17 protein-coding genes are annotated in these 18,761 nt (G+C 69.2%); 5 read left to right on the forward strand and 12 right to left on the reverse strand.

The genetic code is table 11. The features are described from left to right. Position 1 precedes the first annotated feature (1 nt). Positions 2–2,038 carry an RICIN domain-containing protein gene (locus Q9G87_RS08560; protein WP_305915667.1) on the forward strand — a complete coding sequence of 679 codons (2,037 nt, stop codon included), beginning with the start codon at positions 2–4 and terminating at the stop codon, positions 2,036–2,038. Here the strand turns inward: Q9G87_RS08560 and Q9G87_RS08565 are convergent, their stop codons facing one another. Beyond that, positions 2,039–3,061 carry a LacI family DNA-binding transcriptional regulator gene (locus Q9G87_RS08565; RefSeq protein WP_305915668.1) on the reverse strand — a complete coding sequence of 341 codons (1,023 nt, stop codon included), beginning with the start codon at positions 3,059–3,061 and terminating at the stop codon, positions 2,039–2,041. Between the two features lie 250 nt (positions 3,062–3,311). Between Q9G87_RS08565 and arfA the strand changes: the two genes are divergently transcribed. Beyond that, positions 3,312–4,802, forward strand: a complete 1,491-nt coding sequence (gene arfA / locus Q9G87_RS08570; RefSeq protein WP_305915669.1) for an arabinosylfuranosidase ArfA — start codon at positions 3,312–3,314, stop codon at positions 4,800–4,802. A gap of 58 nt (positions 4,803–4,860) precedes the next feature. On the opposite strand, the gene Q9G87_RS08575 is transcribed toward arfA, so the two are convergent. Both Q9G87_RS08575 and Q9G87_RS08580 read right to left on the reverse strand, forming a co-directional pair. Then, positions 4,861–5,400 (reverse strand): hypothetical protein, encoded by a 540-nt coding sequence (locus Q9G87_RS08575; protein WP_305915670.1) that lies wholly within the window; start codon positions 5,398–5,400, stop codon positions 4,861–4,863. A 45-nt stretch (positions 5,401–5,445) separates the two neighbouring features. Next, complete coding sequence (locus tag Q9G87_RS08580) at positions 5,446–6,075, reverse strand: TetR/AcrR family transcriptional regulator (protein ID WP_305915671.1); 630 nt, start codon at positions 6,073–6,075, stop codon at positions 5,446–5,448. Positions 6,076–6,134: 59 nt separating this feature from the next. Here Q9G87_RS08580 and Q9G87_RS08585 point away from each other — a divergent pair, with 59 nt between their 5' ends. From Q9G87_RS08585 to Q9G87_RS08595, 3 genes are all read left to right on the forward strand, one after another. Further along, positions 6,135–6,875 carry a hemerythrin domain-containing protein gene (locus Q9G87_RS08585; RefSeq protein ID WP_305915672.1) on the forward strand — a complete coding sequence of 247 codons (741 nt, stop codon included), beginning with the start codon at positions 6,135–6,137 and terminating at the stop codon, positions 6,873–6,875. Between the two features lie 199 nt (positions 6,876–7,074). Next, positions 7,075–8,148: a DUF2855 family protein gene (locus tag Q9G87_RS08590; RefSeq protein ID WP_305915673.1), complete on the forward strand. Its 1,074-nt coding sequence runs from the start codon at positions 7,075–7,077 to the stop codon at positions 8,146–8,148. 165 nt (positions 8,149–8,313) lie between these two features. Further along, positions 8,314–9,609: a phosphotransferase gene (locus tag Q9G87_RS08595; protein ID WP_305915674.1), complete on the forward strand. Its 1,296-nt coding sequence runs from the start codon at positions 8,314–8,316 to the stop codon at positions 9,607–9,609. Between the two features lie 286 nt (positions 9,610–9,895). Here the strand turns inward: Q9G87_RS08595 and Q9G87_RS08600 are convergent, their stop codons facing one another. The 9 genes from Q9G87_RS08600 to Q9G87_RS08645 form a co-directional block, all read right to left on the reverse strand. After that, positions 9,896–10,834, reverse strand: a complete 939-nt coding sequence (locus Q9G87_RS08600) for an aldo/keto reductase (protein WP_305915675.1) — start codon at positions 10,832–10,834, stop codon at positions 9,896–9,898. A gap of 49 nt (positions 10,835–10,883) precedes the next feature. Further along, complete coding sequence (locus tag Q9G87_RS08605) at positions 10,884–11,225, reverse strand: winged helix-turn-helix transcriptional regulator (RefSeq protein WP_305915676.1); 342 nt, start codon at positions 11,223–11,225, stop codon at positions 10,884–10,886. 262 nt (positions 11,226–11,487) lie between these two features. Next, positions 11,488–11,763, reverse strand: coding sequence for a hypothetical protein (locus Q9G87_RS08615; protein WP_305915741.1), 276 nt, complete (start codon positions 11,761–11,763; stop codon positions 11,488–11,490). 117 nt (positions 11,764–11,880) lie between these two features. Continuing rightward, positions 11,881–12,888 carry a sugar phosphate isomerase/epimerase family protein gene (locus tag Q9G87_RS08620; protein ID WP_305915677.1) on the reverse strand — a complete coding sequence of 336 codons (1,008 nt, stop codon included), beginning with the start codon at positions 12,886–12,888 and terminating at the stop codon, positions 11,881–11,883. 30 nt (positions 12,889–12,918) lie between these two features. Beyond that, positions 12,919–13,383: a Gfo/Idh/MocA family protein gene (locus Q9G87_RS08625; protein WP_305915678.1), complete on the reverse strand. Its 465-nt coding sequence runs from the start codon at positions 13,381–13,383 to the stop codon at positions 12,919–12,921. Beyond that, a complete protein-coding gene (locus Q9G87_RS08630; RefSeq protein WP_305915679.1) occupies positions 13,380–14,441 on the reverse strand; it encodes an ABC transporter substrate-binding protein in 1,062 nt (353 codons plus the stop codon). Before Q9G87_RS08630 ends, Q9G87_RS08625 begins: the two co-directional genes overlap by 4 nt. Positions 14,442–14,489: 48 nt before the next feature. After that, entirely contained in the window at positions 14,490–15,500 is a 1,011-nt protein-coding gene (locus Q9G87_RS08635) for an ABC transporter permease (protein ID WP_305915680.1), read from the reverse strand. After that, positions 15,493–17,043 (reverse strand): sugar ABC transporter ATP-binding protein, encoded by a 1,551-nt coding sequence (locus Q9G87_RS08640; RefSeq protein ID WP_305915681.1) that lies wholly within the window; start codon positions 17,041–17,043, stop codon positions 15,493–15,495. The genes Q9G87_RS08635 and Q9G87_RS08640 overlap by 8 nt, the downstream gene beginning before the upstream one ends. 368 nt (positions 17,044–17,411) lie before the next feature. Then, a complete protein-coding gene (locus tag Q9G87_RS08645; protein ID WP_305915682.1) occupies positions 17,412–18,752 on the reverse strand; it encodes an ROK family transcriptional regulator in 1,341 nt (446 codons plus the stop codon). Positions 18,753–18,761 lie beyond the last annotated feature (9 nt).

An 18,761-nucleotide genomic window follows, 5' to 3' on the forward strand; every position in this document is an offset into this window, starting at 1 on the left:
ATTGAAGCGCTTGTCCCTGCTCCTCCTGCTGTTACTCGCCCTGCTGATCCCCTCCGCCCCCGCCCAGGCGGTGACGACCGGCAACGGCGCCCTGGTCTACTCACCGCCCGCCGGCAGTTCCTTCGACCCCGCGGGCACCACCTACGCCAAGGTCATCGCGCTGAAGAACAACGGCAGCGCCAACGGCACCCTGCTGGTCACCTATGACCAGCTCGTCTACGTCAACGGCGTGCAGGTCTACCCCATCTACCGCAGCACCGACGGCGGCACCACCTGGTCGCACCTGTCCAATGTGGTGCCCAGCCAGACCTTCTCCTCCCTCACCCTGACCTCCCAGCCCTTCCTGTACGAGCTGCCGCAGCAGGTGGGCGCGCTGGCTGCCGGAACGATCATCCTGGCCGGGATGATCATGCCCGCCGACCGCTCCAGCAGCAGGATCGTGCTGTACACGAGCACCGACAGGGGCGCCACCTGGGCCTACCACAGCACCGTGGACACCGGCGGCCCGGCCGTCTACGACCCGAGCCCCACCTCCACCACCACCACGGTCTGGGAACCCTCGCTGAACCTCGACCCCTCGGGCAACCTAGTCTGCTACTACTCCGACGAACGTCAGAAGTCGTCCGGCATCCTGCAGGCGGTGGTCTACCGCCGATCCACCGACGGCGGCCTGACCTGGGGCCCGGTCACCAACGTGGCCGCAGTGGGCAACTCCAGCGACCGCCCCGGCATGATCACCGTGACCCGGCTGCCGAACGGCAAGTACCTCGCCGCCTACGAGGTCGTCAACCGGCCCAGCCAGAGCCTCAACACCGCCGTCAACTACTACAAGATCTCCGACGACGGCCTGACCTGGCCCGGTGGCCTGGGCACCCCGATCAGGCTCGCCGACGGGCGCGGCATGGGCTCCTCGCCGTTCGTGCGCTGGGTGTCCGCCGGAGGACCGAACGGCATGGTGGTCGTCTCCGCCAAATGGGGCCTGGACAGCTCCGGCAACATCAACGGCGGCCAGGACTTCTTCGTGAACTACAACCTCGGCCAAGGTCCTTGGGAACGGCTGCCGTACGCCGTGACCTACGACGCCTCCGACACGCAGGGCGGCTACTTCTCCGGCTTCGCCCAGGGCTTCGACACCAGCCCCGACGGGCTGACCCTCTACCAGGCGACCAACGTCGAGAACACCACGACCGGCTACAACGACATCCGCGTCGGCACGATCCCGCTCAACGCCGACCACTACGAGGCCGAGCGCGCCACCCGTAACAACACGCAGCTCGTCTCCCACGCCGATGCCTCCAACGGATCGAAGGTCGGCAACATCAACTTCTCCGACAGCTACGTACAGGTCGATGTCAACGTCCCCGCCGCCGGCACCTACACGATCAACGTCCGCTACGCCAACGGCACCGGCGCGACCAGCGGCCACGCGGTCAGTGTCAACGGCGGCTCCGCATCCACCCTCTCCTACCCGCCGACCGTGGATTGGGGACGGTACCGCTGGGCCCAGCTCACCAGGTCGCTGAACGCCGGCGCCAACACGATCAGGTTCACCTACAACGGCACATACGCCGAACTGGACTTCATCGACGTGTACCACCCGGGCACCGCAGTGGGCGGCGAGTTCAAGCTTGTGAACCGGAGCAGTGGCAAGTACCTGGAGATCCTTTCGGCGCTGACCACCGACGGCGCCGGCGCCGGCCAGTGGGGCGACACCGACCACCCCGCCCAGATATGGCGCGTCACCGGGACCGGCCCCTACACCTTCACCAACAAGAACAGCGGCAAGCTGCTGGAGATCCCCTCGGCTTCGACCGCCGACGGCACCCAGGCCGTCCAGTGGGGGGCCACCGGCCACGCCACTCAGACGTGGCAGCTCACACCGACCGACACGGGCTACTACAAGATCCCGAACGCCAACAGCGGCAAACTCCTGGAGATCTACCAGAACTCCGCCGCCGACGGCGCCATCGCCGACCAGTGGAGCGACACGGGCTGCGGCTGTCAGCAGTGGACGCTCGTGAAGGAGGGCATTCAGTGATCAACGCTGCACCGGCGCGGTGCTTGCCCGCCGCACCAGCGTCGGGACCACGCAGGGTACGGCCTCACCGTCCCGCCCGTCGATCAAACGCAGCAGCATCTCCACAGAGCGGCGGCCCACCTCCTCGTGGTCCGGCCTGACCGTGGTCAGCGGCGGGATCAGATATCCGGCCTCGGGAATGTCGTCGAACCCGACGACACTCACGTCCTCCGGCACCCTGATGCCGCGCTCGTGGAAGGCACGCAGCAGCCCGAGCGCCATGTGGTCGTTGGCGGCGAAGACCGCCGTCACGCCCTGGCGCTCGGCAAGCTCGAGCCCGGCCTGATATCCGGACTCCGCGCTCCAATCGCCCGGCACGACCTGCGGGGCGGAACGGCCCGCCTGCTCCAGCGTCGCCCGCCACGCCTCGATACGGGCCTGGGCGTCCATGCGCTCGCGCGGGCCCGAGATATGCCACACCGTCGGATGCCCCAGGCGCAGCAGGTGCTCGACCGCCATCCGGACGCCTTCCACCTGGTCGATGCGGACGGTCGGCACCGAGTCGTCGGGGGCCGCCTCGACCGCGACGGCGGGCAGTCCCGCGGGCAGGCTGAGCAGCGCGCTGGTGGCCGCCACCTGAGAGGGAAACACGGTGATCACTCCGGCCACCGTGTGGCTCGCCAGGTCGGCCATCGCGTCGACGATGCTGCCGCGGTCGAAGCTCTCCGGAGTGGCGATCGTGACACCGTAGCCGGCGGCCCGGGCCGCCCGGCCGATGCCCAGCAACGTGGAGGCGGGCCCGAACAGCACCGAGTCGAAGCTGATCACGCCGATCGTGTGCGCCTGCTGGCGGACCAGGCCGCGCGCCATCAGGTTGGGGCGGTAGTCGAGCTGCCGGATCGCCTCCAGCACCCGCTTCCGCGTCTCCTCGCGCACGTTGGGGCGTTCGTTCAGTACGCGCGACACCGTCTGGGGGGACACCCCGGCCAGCCGCGCGACATCACCGATCACCGCGGGACGCCCCTCCCGCCGGATACCTGCCACCAGACCCTCTTCCCCGTTGCGACCTCTTCTGAGAACGATATCAGCGACGCTCCCACCGGCGCTGCCAGGGCGGGGAGCAGCGTTCTACTGACCATGCGCACCAGCTGATCGCCTGTGGTTGGTATGCAGCCTGATCGATCACGACACAACATCCACCACGTATCCAGCAAAATTCACGGTCCAAGCGTTGACGCACGAGTTGATAACGTTAACAATTGTCTGATTCCCAACCTGACCTGGAGTTCAAGCAGTGCACACCGCACACCTCACGATCGATCCCGCCTTCCGCGTGGCCCCGGTCCGGCGGCGAACTTTCGGCACGTTCGTCGAACATCTCGGCCGATGCGTCTACACCGGCATCTATGAGCCTGGCCACCCGAAGGCCGACGAGGACGGTTTCCGGCGTGACGTCCTGGACCTGACCAGGGAGCTCGGGGTGTCCACGGTCCGTTACCCGGGCGGGAACTTCGTCTCCGGCTATCGTTGGGAGGACGGCGTCGGACCGCGGGAGCGGCGTCCGCGCCGGCTCGACCTGGCCTGGCACAGCACCGAGACCAACGAGGTCGGCATCGACGAGTTCGTGCGCTGGTGCGTCAAGGCAGGTGTGGAGCCGATGATGGCGGTCAACCTCGGCACCCGCGGCATCGAGGCGGCGCTGGACCTCCTGGAATACTGCAACCACCCGTCCGGCACCGCCCTGTCCGACCTGCGGGCCGCCAACGGCGCCAAGGAGCCGCACGGGATCAAGATGTGGTGCCTGGGCAACGAGATGGACGGCCCCTGGCAGACCGGCCACAAGACCCCGCGTGAGTACGGCCGCCTGGCCGCCGAGACCGCTCGCGCCATGCGTATGGTGGACCCCGGCCTGGAACTGGTGGCCTGCGGCAGCTCCAGCTCATCCATGCCGACCTTCGGCGCCTGGGAGGCCGAGGTGCTGGAGGAGACCTACGACGTGGTGGACTACATCTCCTGCCACGCCTACTACGAGGAAAAGGACGGCGACCTCGGCAGCTTCCTGGCCTGCGCGACCGACATGGAGTATTTCATCTCCTCGGTCGTGGCCACCGCCGACCACGTCGGCGCGAGGCTCAAGTCCCGTAAGAAGATCAACATTTCGTTCGATGAGTGGAACATCTGGTACCTGTCGCGCTTCCAGAACGCCGCACCGCCGGTGGACTGGCCGATCGCGCCGCCGCTGCTGGAGGACCACTACCACCTGGCCGACGCGGTGGCCTTCGGCGGCCTGCTCATCACACTGCTGCGCAACAGTGACCGGGTGACCGCCGCCTCGCTTGCCCAGCTCGTCAACGTGATCGCCCCGATCATGACCGAGCCCGGGGGACGTGCGTGGCGGCAGACCACGTTCCACCCGTTCGCCCAGGCCTCCAGCCTGGCGGCCGGGGACGTGCTGCGCGTCGAGCCGGTCTCGCCCATGTACGAGACGGCCGAGTACGGCGAGGTGCCGCTACTACACGCCGTGGCCACCCACGACGGCGAGGCGACCACCCTGTTCGCGATCAACCGCTCGACGGATCAGCCGCTGTCCCTGCGGATTGACGCCCGGGCACTCGGCGCGGCTCGCATCGTCGAGGCCACCACACTCACCGACTCCGACGTCTACGCCCGCAACACCGCCGATGACCCCGACCGGATCGCGCCCCGCCCCAACCCCGGCATCCAGCACGACACGATGACGGTCGTACTGCCCCCGGTCTCCTGGAACGTGATCAGACTGGCCTGAAAGTCATGGCGATGGGCCGCAGCTCCTGGACCTGGACACAGCGGAGCCAGGGGCCGTGTCAAGCATCTGGCTGGCCCAGATCCAGGTGTGGAGCCAGTGCAGGCTGAGGACGTAGGGGGGCAGTTGATCGTTGCTTGTGAGGTGCCGCGCCCGGGGTGTCGTCGTTGAGCGCGTACAGGTAGCCGCCGATGTCGGTGTCCCCCGGCCGGAAGGTGAACACGCCCATGCGGCCCACTCCCCCGTCCTGGGCCATCACCCGCCAGGAATACCGCCGGCCGTCTGCCGGGATGGGGGCGGTCACCGGTGTGCCCGAGCCGACGTAGGCGGTGATCCGCTCGCCGATCTTGGCCCCGCCCGTGACGTGCCACTCGAAGTAGCCTCGCACGGTCTGGCCCCTGCCGCCGTCGGCGTCGCTGACCCTGGCCCGCAGCGTCGGGGTCAGCGTCGTGATGTAGGGCGCGGCCGAGCCCGTGGCGCACGGTACGCCGGCACTGGCGCCCACCTCGGCCGAGCGCTGGTCCGGCACGTTCGGCGTGGTGTTGTAGGTGATCTCGAGAACCGGGTTGTTGCGGCATCGAAATAGCGGGCCGCGCGTCATCGAAGAATCGCTCCTGCGTCACCGGAGCAGTGGCAGTCCGCCGCGTCAGCGGAGCAGGAGGCGGTCCATCGCGTCTGCCAGCCAGTCGGCGTACTCGCGCAGTTCCCATTTCCTGCCGGCCATGAACGCCTCCGCCGTGTGAGTGGTGAAAGTCGCCCAGTAGATGTCGGTGGCACGTTCGACGGTCAGCCCCGGGCGCAGCAGGCTGGAGAAGGATTCGATGATGGCCCGGGAGTCGGTGTAGCGGCGCCGTTCGTAGTCCTCCCATGCCTCGGCGATCTCCAGATCGCCCGCCGCGGCCTCCCGGAACACCCGCAGCACCGGCCCGACCCGGGGAATCCAGTCCTGCGCGATTCGCGCCATCAGGCGTAGCTTTCTCTCCTTGTCCCGTTCATCGAGCAACTGCCGGAACCGGTCGTGCTGTATCAGCGGCCCAGCAGTGGCGTCGCCGGCGATGCTCACGTCGACCACGGCAAGGAGCAGCGCCGCCTTGCTCCCCTGCGCGTACACGGTCGGCGCGGAGACCCCCGCCCGCTCGGCGATGTCCTTCATCGTCGTCTCCGCGTAGCCCTGGCCGACGAAGCATTCGGTGGCGGCGGCGATCACGGCCGCCCTCGTGCGCTCCGCCTGCTCGGCACGCAAGGCCGAGTGGTACGCCCGCCTTCGCTCAGTCATGGATTGACTTTATCGCAACTTAATTCATATTATAGCAACTAAACCCAAAAGGAGCGATCATGACAGCCTCTTCCCCTCCCGCCACCGCCCCCCACACCGGGCAGTTGCTCCTCACCGGTCAGGCCGCCGCGCCGCCCGGTCCCGTCGACGTCGCGGGCATGTACCTCATGCACCGCGCCTTCCGGCGGGACCTCGACCTGTTCGCCGCCGCCACCACCGCCACCCCGATCGAGGACCGGCAGTGCTGGACCCGCCTCAGCCGCCGGTGGCAGCTGTTCTCCAGCACCCTGCACAAGCACCACCTGGGTGAAGACACCGGGCTGTGGCCGCTGCTGTTAGAACGCGCCCGCGGCGCCGAGGCGGGCGCCGTGCTGGCCGCCATGTCCGCCGAGCACAAGCACATCGACCCCCTGCTCCACGCCTGCGACACCGGATTCGCCACGCTCGCCCGCGTCGGCGACGCCCAGGTGCGCCGAGATCTCGCCGGGCACACCGCCGAGCTGCGCGACCTGCTGCTGGCGCACCTCGCCCACGAAGAGCGCGACGCGATGGCACTCGTCCAGGCCCACCTGACCCAGCACGACTGGGAGCGCCTCGACAAGGAGCACTTCGGCGCCCAATACAGTCCGCGTGACATCCCCGCGGTGCTCGGCTGGATCCTGCACGGGCTCCCCGCGCACGCCGTGCGCCTGATGCCGGGAGGTCCCGTCCTGCGCGCCGTCGGCAGAGTGCTCGCCCGGCGCTTCGCCCGCGCCGAGCGGCGTACCTTCCATCACGTGTCCCCGGCGGATCGGCCGTAATCACCCGGGCGAGCGTGCTCACCTGGACCGGCCGCAACGCCGCCAGGGTGCACACCTTCCTGTTCCGTCGCACCCGGGCCCGCTTCGGGCACCGCTTCCGCGGCGGCGACGTACTCCGCCTGCATCGAGAGAGAAAACCGCAGCCGCCCATGCATTCCTTACGCCATTGCGGCACCCATCGAGTCAAGGAGAAGTCACCATGTGGGATCTGCTCACCGCCCGAGATGATCTGAGTAAGACCGAGGTACGACCGATGCCGGCACCAGAGCTGGTAGACGGTGAGGTTCTGCTGGAGGTCGAACGATTCGCCCTCACCAGCAACAACATCACCTATGGAAGGGTTGGCGACAGCTTCGGTTACTGGCGGTTCTTTCCAGCTCCGCACGGCTGGGGCCGGCTGCCCTGCTGGGGATTCGCCCGGGTGGTGCGCTCGCGCGCGCCGGGCGTCGCAGAAGGCCTCCGGGTGTACGGCTACCTGCCGATGTCCACTCACGTCACGATGCGGCTGACGCCCGGCACCGCTCGCGCCGACGTACCTGATCGGGCGTACGTCGACACCGCGGCACACCGCGCCGAAGGGTCGGCGACCTACAACACCTACACCGCGATGCCGGCTGATCCCTTCGACAACCATCGAGCCGTGTGGCGGCCGTTGTTTTCCACCGCCTACCTGCTCGACCACGACCTATCCCAGGCGGAACCGGCTCAGGCGGCACCCACCACGGTCGTGCTCTCCAGCGCCTCCAGCAAGACCGCGATGGGACTGGCCTGGCTGCTGCACCGCCGCCAGATCCCCGTGGTCGGCCTGACCGCGGCCGACAAGGTCGCTGCACTGACCCGGCATGGGCTCTATCACCACCTCGTCTCCTACGACGCGATCGCCGATCAGAACCTCCATGGCCCCGTGGCCTTCGTCGACTTCGCCGGCAATCCCGATGTGGTCGCCGCGGTGCATCAGCGATTCGCGCACCATCTCACTCACAGCATCATCGTCGGAGCCACCCACTGGGACGCGCCCGCACACGGCGGTGACCTGCCCGGTCCCACGCCCACACTGTTCTTCGCACCCGAGCGGGTCCGCAGCCTGTCCGCCGGCATCGGCGGCACCGAGCTGCTCCAACGCATGGACACCGCGATGCGCGACTTCGTCGCCGCGTCGACGTGGCTGCGCATTTGCGAACACACCGGGCCAGACGCCCTGCAAAAGATCTACAACACGGTCATCGGCGGCCACGCGAAACCCGAAGACCTCCACATCATCAAACCATCGTGAGCCGCCGCCACGCCGGTTTTGCCCTTCGCGACCCGACAGGAGACCTGTGGCTGACAAGCACCCACGGCCGCTGGCCGCGAGGCAAGAGCCCCGCACCGTCATCATCAGCTTCGACATCCTGCACGACCATGGCGCACCGCAGCGCGTCGGACTCCGTCGCAGCCGATGACCGAGACCGAGTGGCACACGCGGATCGACTGGCTGATCGTCTGGGACGATGACACCCGGGTCTTGGTACTGAAGACCGAGCTGGTCGGAAGGGTCGAGCCCGACAAGCCCGGGCAGGCGCTGGCGGCCCTGCGCAAGCAGACCGGGATCGACGCCGCCGTGCTCCGGCTGAGCGGGGCGGAGACGGACGAGACGGCACGCATCATCCGGTGCACCCTCGTCGCCACGCCGCGCACGGGCGGAAACGTCCCTCCGCAAAGGCCGCTGAGCGGCGCAGGACGCGGCGACCGGCACGCCGAACCAGCCACCTGGGTCAGTGCCGTCGAGGCCGGCCTCGACGGTGGCCCGCCATGGACGGATCCGCGATGGATCGACGGCGTGGCCGAGTGGCTGAGCGCGGACCTCGGGCTCGACCTCGACGACCGGCTTGAGCAGGTGCGTCTCTGGGATCTGTCCGCGGTGCTGCGGGCGGCCACGCCGCACGGCGACGTCTACGTCAAGTCTTCCGTCGCCACCCCGCTCTTCGCCGACGAGGGAGCAGTCACCGCCGTCCTGGACAAGCTCTTCCCCGCTCAGGTGCCCGCCGTCCTCGGGCACCACGGCGACAGGCGGCTGCTCGCACTCGCCGACTTCGGCCCGGCGATCCGACACGCGTCCGACGAGGTCAACGCTGAGATGCTGAGCTCCTACGCAGCTCTCCAGGTGGAGTCAGTCGAGCGGGTGCCGGAGCTGCGGAGCGCCGGGTGCCTCGATCGCCGCCTGCCGTGGCTGTCCGGGCAGATCACGTGGCTCGGCGAGGTGGATCATGCCGCACCGCCGGCCTGGTGCGATCCGGCCACCTGGGTGACGCCTGAGGAGGCCGCCCAGTTGCGCGAGTCCATGCCCGGGCTGATGGCCGCGTGCGCGAAGCTGACCGGCTTCGCTGTGCCGTACTCCTTGGTCCACGGGGACCTGCATCTGGGCAACGTGGCGCGGGGGCCGCTCGGCTACCTGTTCTTTGACTGGACGGATGCCGCAATCGCGCACCCGTTCCTCGACCTGAGCAGCCAATTCTTCCAGCCCGGCGGCAGTGCGCTCGACGGGTATTTGGCGCGCTGGGCGGACTTCGACTCGCCTGAAAGGCTGCGGGCCGCCTGGAAGTTGGCCGCGCCACTGTGCGCGCTGAACCAAGCGATCAGCTACGCCTCTCTCGCCGCCCACCTGCCGCCTCCGGTGGAGAAAATGGTGGGCGGCGGCACCGCGATGTGGCTACGCCGGCTCCTGCGGGCGCAGGCCCCCGGCTGGGTGGGATAGGACTTGGTCGCCGCCGCAGGAAACACCCTGCTGTCCACCGATCGACGGGGACGACCCGGCCACCAGCTCCCGGCCGGCCGTCGCCGTCACCCCGGACGGCTCCACAGCCGTCCTGGCATTCTCGCGCGGGTTCGAGTCCCTGGACCTGGCGAGCCTGACGAAGCTCCGGGACTACGGCAAGGACCCGGTGGTCCAGGGCTCGGTGGCCGACTTCGCCGTCAGCCAGGATGGCGACCACCTCGCAAGTGGCTGGTCGTGGGGCGATCGAGGCGCAACGATGATGCTGCTAGGTCCAGGCGCTGGCCTTGTCCAGCAGGGTGATTTCGTCGGTGGTCAGCCGTAGCGTCAGGAACGGGAGCAGGTCAGCGAGCTGGCCCGGGTTGCGGGCGCCAGCCAGAGGGGTAGCCACGGTGGGCTGGGCGGCCAGCCAGGCGAGCGCGACTGCGGCGATCGGGGTCTGGTGCGCGGCGGCCACCTCGTCCAGGGCCACCAGCACAGCGGGACCGTTGCCCTCGAGGTGAGCGCGTGCCCGGTCGGCACGGGGGCTGTTCACGTGCGGACCGCCGGGGCGATACTTCCCGGTGAGGAACCCGCGTGCCAGCGCGACATAAGGCAGGCAGGCCAGCCCAGTCCGGGTGACGGTGGGCGCCAGATCCCGTTCATAGCCTTCGCGCTGCACCAGGTTGTACTCCGCTTGCAGGGCGACGTACGGCGCCAGCCCGTCGCGTGCCGAGATTTCCCATGCCGCTGACAGCCGGTTCGCGGTGATGTTGGACGCCGCGATGTGCCGGACCAGACCGGCCCGCACCAGTGCGTCGAACGCACCAAGTGTTTCGGCAAGCGGAGTGCCGGGGTCGTCCACGTGCGCGTAGTAGAGGTCGATGTGGTCGGTCCCCAGCCGTCGCAGCGAATCCTCGGCGCCGCGCCGGATCGTCTGCGGCGCCAGGTTGTCCAGGCCCGGCAAGGCGCCCACCTTGGTTGCGATCACCATCTGGTCTCGGTTGCCGCGGGCCTTCATCCAGCGGCCGATGATCCTCTCCGATTCGCCGCCGCTTCCGCCAGGTATCCAGTGGCTATACATGTCGGCGGTGTCGATGAAGTTGCAGCCCGCCTCGGTGTAGGCGTCCAGTACGGCGAATGAGGCGTCCTCGTCGGCGGTCCAGCCGAAGGCGTTGCCCCCCAGACACAGCGGGGACACTTCCAGGTCACTGCTTCCGATCTTCATGGTGGCAACGTTAGGGAGCCGTGGGGAACCGTATGGTTCTCCACGGAGGTCAGCCGCTGTCGGCGTCTCCGAGTTCGGCGGCGTGCTCCTCGGCCCACCGGGCGAGCACGGAGACCGGCCCGAGCAGGCTCTCGCCGAGGGGACTCAGACGGTACTCCACGCCGGCTGGCGCGGTGCGAAGGGTTCGCCGCTCCACGAGGTTGCCGCGCTCCAGTTTGCGCAGAGTCTGGGTCAGCATCTTGTTACTGATTCCGCCGATCCGGTCGCGCAGTTCGGTATAGCGCAGCGGTCCGCGCCCCAGCCCGAACACGACGACGACAGACCAGGTGTCGGCCACCAGATTCAAGGTGGTACGGGCTGGGCAGTCGGCCAGGAACACGTCGGATCTCATCACACCGCCACGCGGAAAGCCGGATTCATGCTCAGCCGATCTCGGTCCACATCATTGCGGATTCCCGGCTTTGACACGTCACTCACCTCCGCTCGCGGTATCGGTCGAGCTGGGCATCGCGTTGGCCGCCCGGTCCAGCACTCGGCAGACAGTGGCGCGGCCGGCTCGGCCAGCCCGTGCGGTACCTCTCCGAGGGGATCCTTGAAGAAGAAGGCCAGTTCGGGGAGCGGGCCCGTGCGCCCGGCCCGGTGAGCGGCCGCGGTCAGCCGCGCCAGGTCCAGGACCAGCGGCGCGGCCAGAGCCGAGTCGCAGCCGTGCCAGGTGAACTCCATGCGCATGCGGGCTCCGAGGAAGCCTTGGTTCCGTGGCCGCCGAAGACCAGGTCCCCGATGCCCGGGAGGGCGTCGCTGTGCAGTTCGGGCGACTCCAGGACGCACCCGGTCGGTTCGGCCAGGCCCGCCCGGACCGCCAGCGCCCCGAGCATGCTGGTGACCGCGACCGATCCTCGTGCTCCGATCAGCCATACTCCGGTTCTCATCTGTCTCCTCTCGCGATGGTTCGCCGGGACGGGGGATGCCCACGGCGAGATGTCCACGGCGGGTCGGTTTCTGGCGGGCGGCGGCCACGACGCGGCCGCCGCCCGGCGCGTTTTGCGTTATTCGGAGGAGAAGGCGGCGTCGAAGGCGGCGGCTGGCGGGGTGATGGCGTTGAGCGAGCGGATGTAGGCGAGGGATTCCGGTGCGCCGTGCAGCCGGTCCATGCCCGCGTCCTCCCACTCGATGGAGATCGGGCCGTCGTAGCCGATGTGGTTGAGCGCCCGGAAGCACGCCTCCCACGGCACGTCGCCCCGGCCGGTGGACACGAAGTCCCAGCCGCGCCGGGGGTCGGCCCAGGCCAGGTGGGAAGACAGGCGGCCGCGCCGTCCGTCGCGGGTGGCCACCCGGGCGTCCTTGCAGTCCACGTGGTAGATCCGGTCGGCGAAGTCGAGGATGAAGTTCGCCGGGTCCAGGTCCTGCCACACCATGTGCGAGGGGTCCCAGTTCAGGCCGAAGGCCGGCCGGTGCCCGATGGCCTCCAGCGTGCGCACCGTGGTGTGGTAGTCGTAGGCGATCTCGCTGGGGTGCACCTCGTGGGCGAAGCGCACACCCACCTCGTCGAAGACGTCGAGGATCGGGTTCCAGCGGTCGGAGAAGTCGGCGTACCCCGCCTCGATCATCGACGGGGGCACCGGCGGGAACATCGCCAGCGTGTGCCAGATCGACGAGCCGGTGAAGCCGACGACGGTCGTGACGCCGAGCGCGGCCGCCGCTCGGGCGGTGTTCTTGATCTCTTCGGCGGCGCGCTGCCGTACGCCTTCGGGTTCGCCGTCGCCCCAGATGCGGGCGGGCAGGATGCCCTTGTGGCGCTCGTCGATGGGATGGTCGCAGACCGCCTGGCCGACCAGGTGGTTGGAGATCGTCCACACCCCGAGGTTGTACTTGGCCAGGGTCTCCTTCTTGCGTTCGATGTAGGAGTCGTCTGCGAGGGCCTTGTCGACCTCGAAGTGGTCGCCCCAGCAGGCGATCTCCAGGCCGTCGTAGCCCCATTCAGAAGCCAGCCGGCAGACCTCTTCGAACGGAAGGTCCGCCCACTGCCCGGTGAACAACGTGACCGGTCTCGTCATAAATCCTCCACAGTCGTGAAGCGGCTGCCCTCAGCCGCGCTCTGCTCGACGGCCTCCGGCATCGGCTGCACCCGCAGACCGTCCTCGAGGTCGTGGAACCACAGGTCGTTCATCGCCTCGAAGTCGAAGGGCGCGCTGCCCAGGGCTCCGTTGATCTCGATGCGCAGCGCGTTCTTGTGCCCGGGCGCGAAGCGGGTCGCCTCCGGATCCGGCCTCGTCCTTCTGCAGCCGCCATACCAGGGGGGACTTCGGGTCGACGATCCAGTTCTGCAGATAGTGCGCCCGTACGTGCCGGATCTCGCCGAGCCTGCCCTCTTCGACGAACCGCCGGGCCGGCGCGACGGCGATCTCGGCGTGTGAGTCGCCGGGCGTGCAGATGTCGATGATCTGCACGTCGTCGCGGTCGAAGAACGCGTCCACGCTGCGCCACGCCTGGGAGTGGGCACGGCCCATGAACGCGTAGCCGACCATGCCGATCCCGATGACGGGGCTCATGACTCGAACCCGAGGGGCAGGTACTGGGCGGCGTTGTCCTTGGTGATGGTCTCCGAGGCCAGGGTGATCGACTGCGGGACCTGCTGCTCCAGCAGGTCGCTCATGCCCTTGCCCTGAGCGATCAGCCGGGCGATCTTGATCGCCGAGGCGGCCATGGTCGGAGGATAAGTGACGGTGGCCTTCAGCACGCCGCTGTCGGCCTGGATGTCACGCATCGCGTTGGCCGAGCCCGCGCCGCCGACCATGAAGAACTCGTCCCGGCCGGCCTCCTTGATCGCGGCCAGCACGCCGATGCCCTGGTCGTCGTCGTGGTTCCAGATCGCGTCGATCTTCTTGTGCGCCTGCAGCAGGTTGCTGGCCACCTGCGTGCCGGACTCCACCGTGAACTTGGCGTCCTGTTGCGCGGTCACGGCGAAACCGTACGTCTTCAAGGCGTCGGCGAAGCCCTTGCTGCGGTCCTGGGTCAGCGGCAGCGTGGCGATGCCCTGAATCTCCAGGATGACCGGGTTGGAGACGCCCTTGTCCTTCAGCTTCTTCCCGATGTGGTGGCCGGCGGCCACGCCCATGCCGTAGTTGTCGCCCCCGATCCAGGCCCGGTACGACAGCTTGTCCGGGAAGACGCGGTCCACGTTGACCACCGGGACGCCCGCGTCCATGGCCTGCCGGGCGACCTGGTTGAGCTGCTGACCGTCGTTCGGAAGGATCACCAGCACGTTGACCTTCGCCTGGATCAGCGACTCCACCGCCGAGATCTGCTGGTTGATGTCGTTGGTCGGCTCGACCGGCTTGAACTCGACGTCGGAGTACTGCTTGGCCGCCTCCGCCGCGTTCTTGCTGATGGCGGCAATCCAGCCGTGGTCGGCGGCCGGGGCCGAGAAGCCGATGACGACCTTCTCGCCGGGGGCGTCGTTGCCGCTGTTCGCCGTGGGAGCGGCGGCCGGCCCGCTCGCCTGCGGGGTGGCGGCCGGCTCGTTGCTGGTGCAGGCGCTGACGAGGGCGCCCGCGCCGAGGGCGGCGCCGCTGAAGAGGAAGCCGCGCCGGGCGACGTTCTTGTCCATCTGTTCTCTCCTTGCTGAAGCCGGAAAGGTGACCATCCGGCTCTGGTGTCAGGTGTGTGTTCTGAGGCTTCGCCGCTGCAGCAGCACGGCGGCGACGATGATCGCGCCCTTGGCGACGAGTTGGTCGGCGGTGTTCAGGCCGTTCAGGATGAACAGGTTGGTGATCACAGTGAAGATCAGCAGGCCGAGGATCGACCCGATGATCGTGCCCCGGCCGCCGCTCAGCAGAGTCCCGCCGATGATCACCGCGGCGATCGCGTCCAGCTCGTACAGGTCGCCGTGCGTGGACGACCCGGTCGTGGTCCTGGCCATGATCAGCACTGCGGCGATGCCGCAGCACAACCCCGACAGGGCGTACAGCATCAGCGTGTGCCTGCGCACGTCGATGCCGGCCAGGCGGGCCGCCTCGGGGTTGCCGCCCACCGCGTAGGTGCGCCGGCCGAACGTCGTGCGGTTGAGCAGCAGCCAGCCGACCAGCACCACCAGCGCGAACACGTACACCAGCAGCGGCAGCCCGAGCACCCGCGTGGTCGACAGGCTCACGATCATCGAGTTGTCCGGCTGCACCAGCTGCGTGCGCTGGTCGGACATCCGCTGCGCCAGGCCGCGCCCCGCCACCATCATCGCCAGCGTCGCGATGAACGGCACCATCCGGCCATAGGCGATCAAGAACCCGTTCAGCAGGCCCGCGCCGGTGCCCACCAGCACCGCGCACACGATCATCACGACCGGCCCGTAGGACTGGGTCGCCAGCGTGGTCGCCCACACCGACGCCAACGCCATCAGCGCGCCCACCGACAGATCGATGCCGCCCCCGATGATCACGAACGTCATGCCGACGGTGATGACCCCGATGGTCGAGGCCAGCGCCAGGATGCTCACCAAGTTGGAGGAGGTGGCGAAGTTCTCCGGTCTCGTCACCAGTCCCACGATCGCCAGCAGGACCAGCGCCGCGACCAGCCCCAGGTGCCGGACCTCGCCCAGCGGGCCGAACCGCCCGCCAGGTCCCGCCGCCTTCATACGCGGACCGGCCGGCGCGGCCTGATCGACCTCAGTCATGGAATGCTCCTTCGGAGAGGGGATGTGCAACCTCGGACCCGGGCGGCTGTCCTGCGGAGACCATCACCAAGTCGAGCACCCGGTGTTCGTCCAGGTCCTCGGCCGGCGCCTCATGGACGACCCGGCCCTCGCGGATGACCAGCACCCGGTCGGCCAAGCCGAGGACCTCGGGCACCTCGCTGGACACCAGCAGCACCCCGATGCCGTCGTCGGCCAGCTTGCGCACCAGCGCGTACAGCTCGGCGCGGGCGCCGACGTCCACACCGCGGGTGGGCTCGTCCAGCAACAGCAACTTGCGGTCCTCGGCAGCCAGCCAGCGTCCCAGCACCGCCTTCTGCTGGTTGCCGCCCGACAGGGTCCTGATCGGCCGGCGCGGATCGGGCGGACGGATGTCCAGTGCCTCCGACAGCCGTTGGGCCTCGGCGAACTCGGTCCGGCGGTCGAGCCAGCCCAGCCACCTCGGCTTGGTGTAGCGGCTCAGGCTCGCCAGCGTGATGTTCTGCGCGACGGAGTGGTCCAGCAGCAACGCCTGCGCCTTGCGCTCCTCGGGGGCCAGGCCCATGCCCATCCGCACCGCGCGGGTCGTGCTGCCCGGCCGCAGGGTCTTCCCGTCGAGCACGACCCGGCCGCCGGCTCGCCGCGCGCCGTAGATCGCCTCGATGATCTCGCTGCGGCCGGAGCCGACCAGGCCGGCCAGTCCGACGATCTCCCCGGCCCTGATGCTGAACGACACGTCCGCGAACCGGCCGGGCAGTGTCAGGTTCTCCACCCGCAGCACCTCGGGCCGCCCCTCATGGGCGTCCCTGCCCGATCGGGGCGGGAAGACGTACTCGACGTTGCGGCCGGTCATCAGCGCCACGATCTGCGAGGTCGGGGTGTCCTTGGCCGCCAGCCCCACCGCGACCGTGCGCCCGTCCTTCAGCACGGTGACCCGGTCGCCGATCTCGCGGATCTCCTCCAGCCGATGGGAGATGTAGATCACCGCCACGCCCTGGGAGGTGAGGTCGCGGATCACCCGGAACAGGTTGCCGACCTCGTCGTGGTCGAGCGCAGCCGACGGCTCGTCCATGATGATCAGCCGGGCCGAGTGCGACAGCGCCCTGGCCATGCTGACGATCTGCTTATGCGCCGGCGACAGCCAGCCCACCTCGGTGCGGGGGCGGATCTCGCCGTGCCCCAGCCGCTGGAGCAGCTCGGCCGTCGCCCGGTCGGCCTCCGCCCGGTGGGAGAATCCGAAGGTCGCCAGCTCGTGGCCGAGGAAGATGTTCTCCGTCACGCTCAGCCCGTCCACCAGATCGAGTTCCTGGTAGATGGTGGCGATTCCGTGGCGCATCGCCGCTGTCGGCGGCGCCAGCCGTACGGGCGAGCCGTCGAGCAGCACCTCGCCCTCGTCGGGTTCGTGGGCTCCGGACAGGATCTTGATGAGCGTGGACTTCCCGGCACCGTTCTGGCCGAGCAGGCAGTGCACTTCTCCGGCTTTGACCTCCAGGTCCACGCCGTCCAGAGCGCGCACGCCGGGGAACTGCTTGACGATTCCCCGCATCACGAGCAGGGATGAGGAGTCGGATGGTGACCGCGGCACAGGGGCCTCTCTCGGTTCGGTGTGGCGTGCCCCGCCCGCCTGACGGCGCCGGTTGGCACCACCGCGGCAGCACCGAGGTCGGCGTCAACGGTGCCGGTGCGGCTCGGACGGCCGATCAGGCGGGCGGGACGTTCTGGGTGGAAAAGGGCACTGGGCAGAAAAGGCACGGCAGGGTAAGGGCACGACGGTGCCCGTCCGCGAGACGGCATACGTCATACGTCATGGCCGCGGCACGCGGAATGTGCCGAGACGGTGCGGAACGGGGCGGTCAGGCGGACGGGGGGTGTTCAGGGGTGGGGCGGGTCGGGACCGCGTGGCGGGCGCGCGGGTCAGGGTGAGTGGGGCGACCAGGCCATCGGGGTTCCCTCGATAACCCCGATGGCCGGAGACATTCGGATGGAGATGCTGGTGGGGTCGGACAGTGCTCGTTCGACGACGACTCCGGCCGCTCCGCGTGAGGCGGCGCCGAAGCCGAGGTCGGAGGCGGCGAACCGGCAGCGCTCGACGGCGTCGCTCATGCCCATGCGTGCCAGCTCCTGCTGTGCCGCGGGGATGAGCGGGTCGGCGAGCCGGGCGAAGTAGCCGCCCAGCACGATCACCCGTGGGTTGAAGAGGTTGATCAGCATGGCCGCTCCGATCCCGAGCCACCGGCCCACCTCCGCGACGGCGGCGTCGACGCGGGGATCTCCTTCGGCTCGGCGCTGCTCGATCTCGGCCAGCCGCTCCTCCGGGTCGCGGACGACCTGCGGGCCCGTGCCGTACGCGCGGTCGGGCGTGGCCATGCGGACGAGCGCGGCCAGCCCGACTTTGGTCTCCCAGCAGCCGACGCGGCCGCAGCGGCACCGCTCGCCAGACGGATCGATCATGACATGGCCGACCTCTCCCGCGAAACCGTCCGCCCCGCCCAGCAGCCGGCCGCCGGAGATGACGCCGCCGCCGACACCCACCTCGCCGGTGAGGCAGACCAGGTCGGAGGTGCCCGCCGCGACGCCCGAGGTGTACTCGGCCAGGGCGGCGAGGTTGGCGTCGTTGTCCACCGCGATGGGGATGTCCCCCGCGATGTCCGCTTGGGACAGCCGCTCGGCCACCGCCTCCCCGCGCCAGCCGAGGTTCGGGGCGACGACGACGGTGCCGGTGGTGGTGTCGATCAGGCCGGGGACGGCCACAGTGATCCCGGCCGGCGTGACCCCGAGCCGGTCGAGGTCGGCGACGGTCCTCTCCACCATGCGGGCCAGCTCGTCCAGTGAGCGTTCGGGGCCGGAGCCCATGGCGTCGAAACCGATGCGCCGGTCGATGAGCACTCTTCCGGCCAGGTCGGTGGCGATCGCGGCGATGTAGTCGACGTTGACCTCCACGCCCAGGGCGCCGACCCGGGAGCCATCCAGGGCGAACGCGACACCCGGGCGGCCGACGGAGCCCTCGTACTGCGGCCCCATCTCCTTGACCAGCCCGCGCGCCTGTAACTCGTTCACCAGGCTGGTGACGGTGGCCTTGTTCAAGCCGGTCGCGACAGCGACGGCCGACCGGGAGCACGGACCGCACGCGCTCACGTGACGCAGCACGAGGGCGAGGTTGGAGCGGCGCACGGTGGCCTGGTCCGCGGGGGCTCCCGCGGATCCGCCGCGACTCGTCGAGTCGGTCGCGTGGCTGTCGGCCCGGTTGTGGTCCACGCTCCTCCT

Source organism: Nonomuraea turcica (genome assembly GCF_030718205.1).
Lineage (GTDB): Bacteria > Actinomycetota > Actinomycetes > Streptosporangiales > Streptosporangiaceae > Nonomuraea.

Coding starts and splice junctions, on each gene's coding strand:
- Q9G87_RS08575 (WP_305915670.1), bottom strand. CDS start 5,400: ATGACGCGCGGCCCGCTATTTCGATGCCGCAACAACCCGGTTCTCGAG.
- Q9G87_RS08580 (WP_305915671.1), bottom strand. CDS start 6,075: ATGACTGAGCGAAGGCGGGCGTACCACTCGGCCTTGCGTGCCGAGCAG.
- Q9G87_RS08585 (WP_305915672.1), top strand. CDS start 6,135: ATGACAGCCTCTTCCCCTCCCGCCACCGCCCCCCACACCGGGCAGTTG.
- Q9G87_RS08590 (WP_305915673.1), top strand. CDS start 7,075: ATGTGGGATCTGCTCACCGCCCGAGATGATCTGAGTAAGACCGAGGTA.
- Q9G87_RS08595 (WP_305915674.1), top strand. CDS start 8,314: ATGACCGAGACCGAGTGGCACACGCGGATCGACTGGCTGATCGTCTGG.
- Q9G87_RS08600 (WP_305915675.1), bottom strand. CDS start 10,834: ATGAAGATCGGAAGCAGTGACCTGGAAGTGTCCCCGCTGTGTCTGGGG.
- Q9G87_RS08605 (WP_305915676.1), bottom strand. CDS start 11,225: ATGAGATCCGACGTGTTCCTGGCCGACTGCCCAGCCCGTACCACCTTG.
- Q9G87_RS08615 (WP_305915741.1), bottom strand. CDS start 11,763: ATGAGAACCGGAGTATGGCTGATCGGAGCACGAGGATCGGTCGCGGTC.
- Q9G87_RS08620 (WP_305915677.1), bottom strand. CDS start 12,888: ATGACGAGACCGGTCACGTTGTTCACCGGGCAGTGGGCGGACCTTCCG.
- Q9G87_RS08625 (WP_305915678.1), bottom strand. CDS start 13,383: ATGAGCCCCGTCATCGGGATCGGCATGGTCGGCTACGCGTTCATGGGC.
- Q9G87_RS08630 (WP_305915679.1), bottom strand. CDS start 14,441: ATGGACAAGAACGTCGCCCGGCGCGGCTTCCTCTTCAGCGGCGCCGCC.
- Q9G87_RS08635 (WP_305915680.1), bottom strand. CDS start 15,500: ATGACTGAGGTCGATCAGGCCGCGCCGGCCGGTCCGCGTATGAAGGCG.
- Q9G87_RS08640 (WP_305915681.1), bottom strand. CDS start 17,043: ATGCGGGGAATCGTCAAGCAGTTCCCCGGCGTGCGCGCTCTGGACGGC.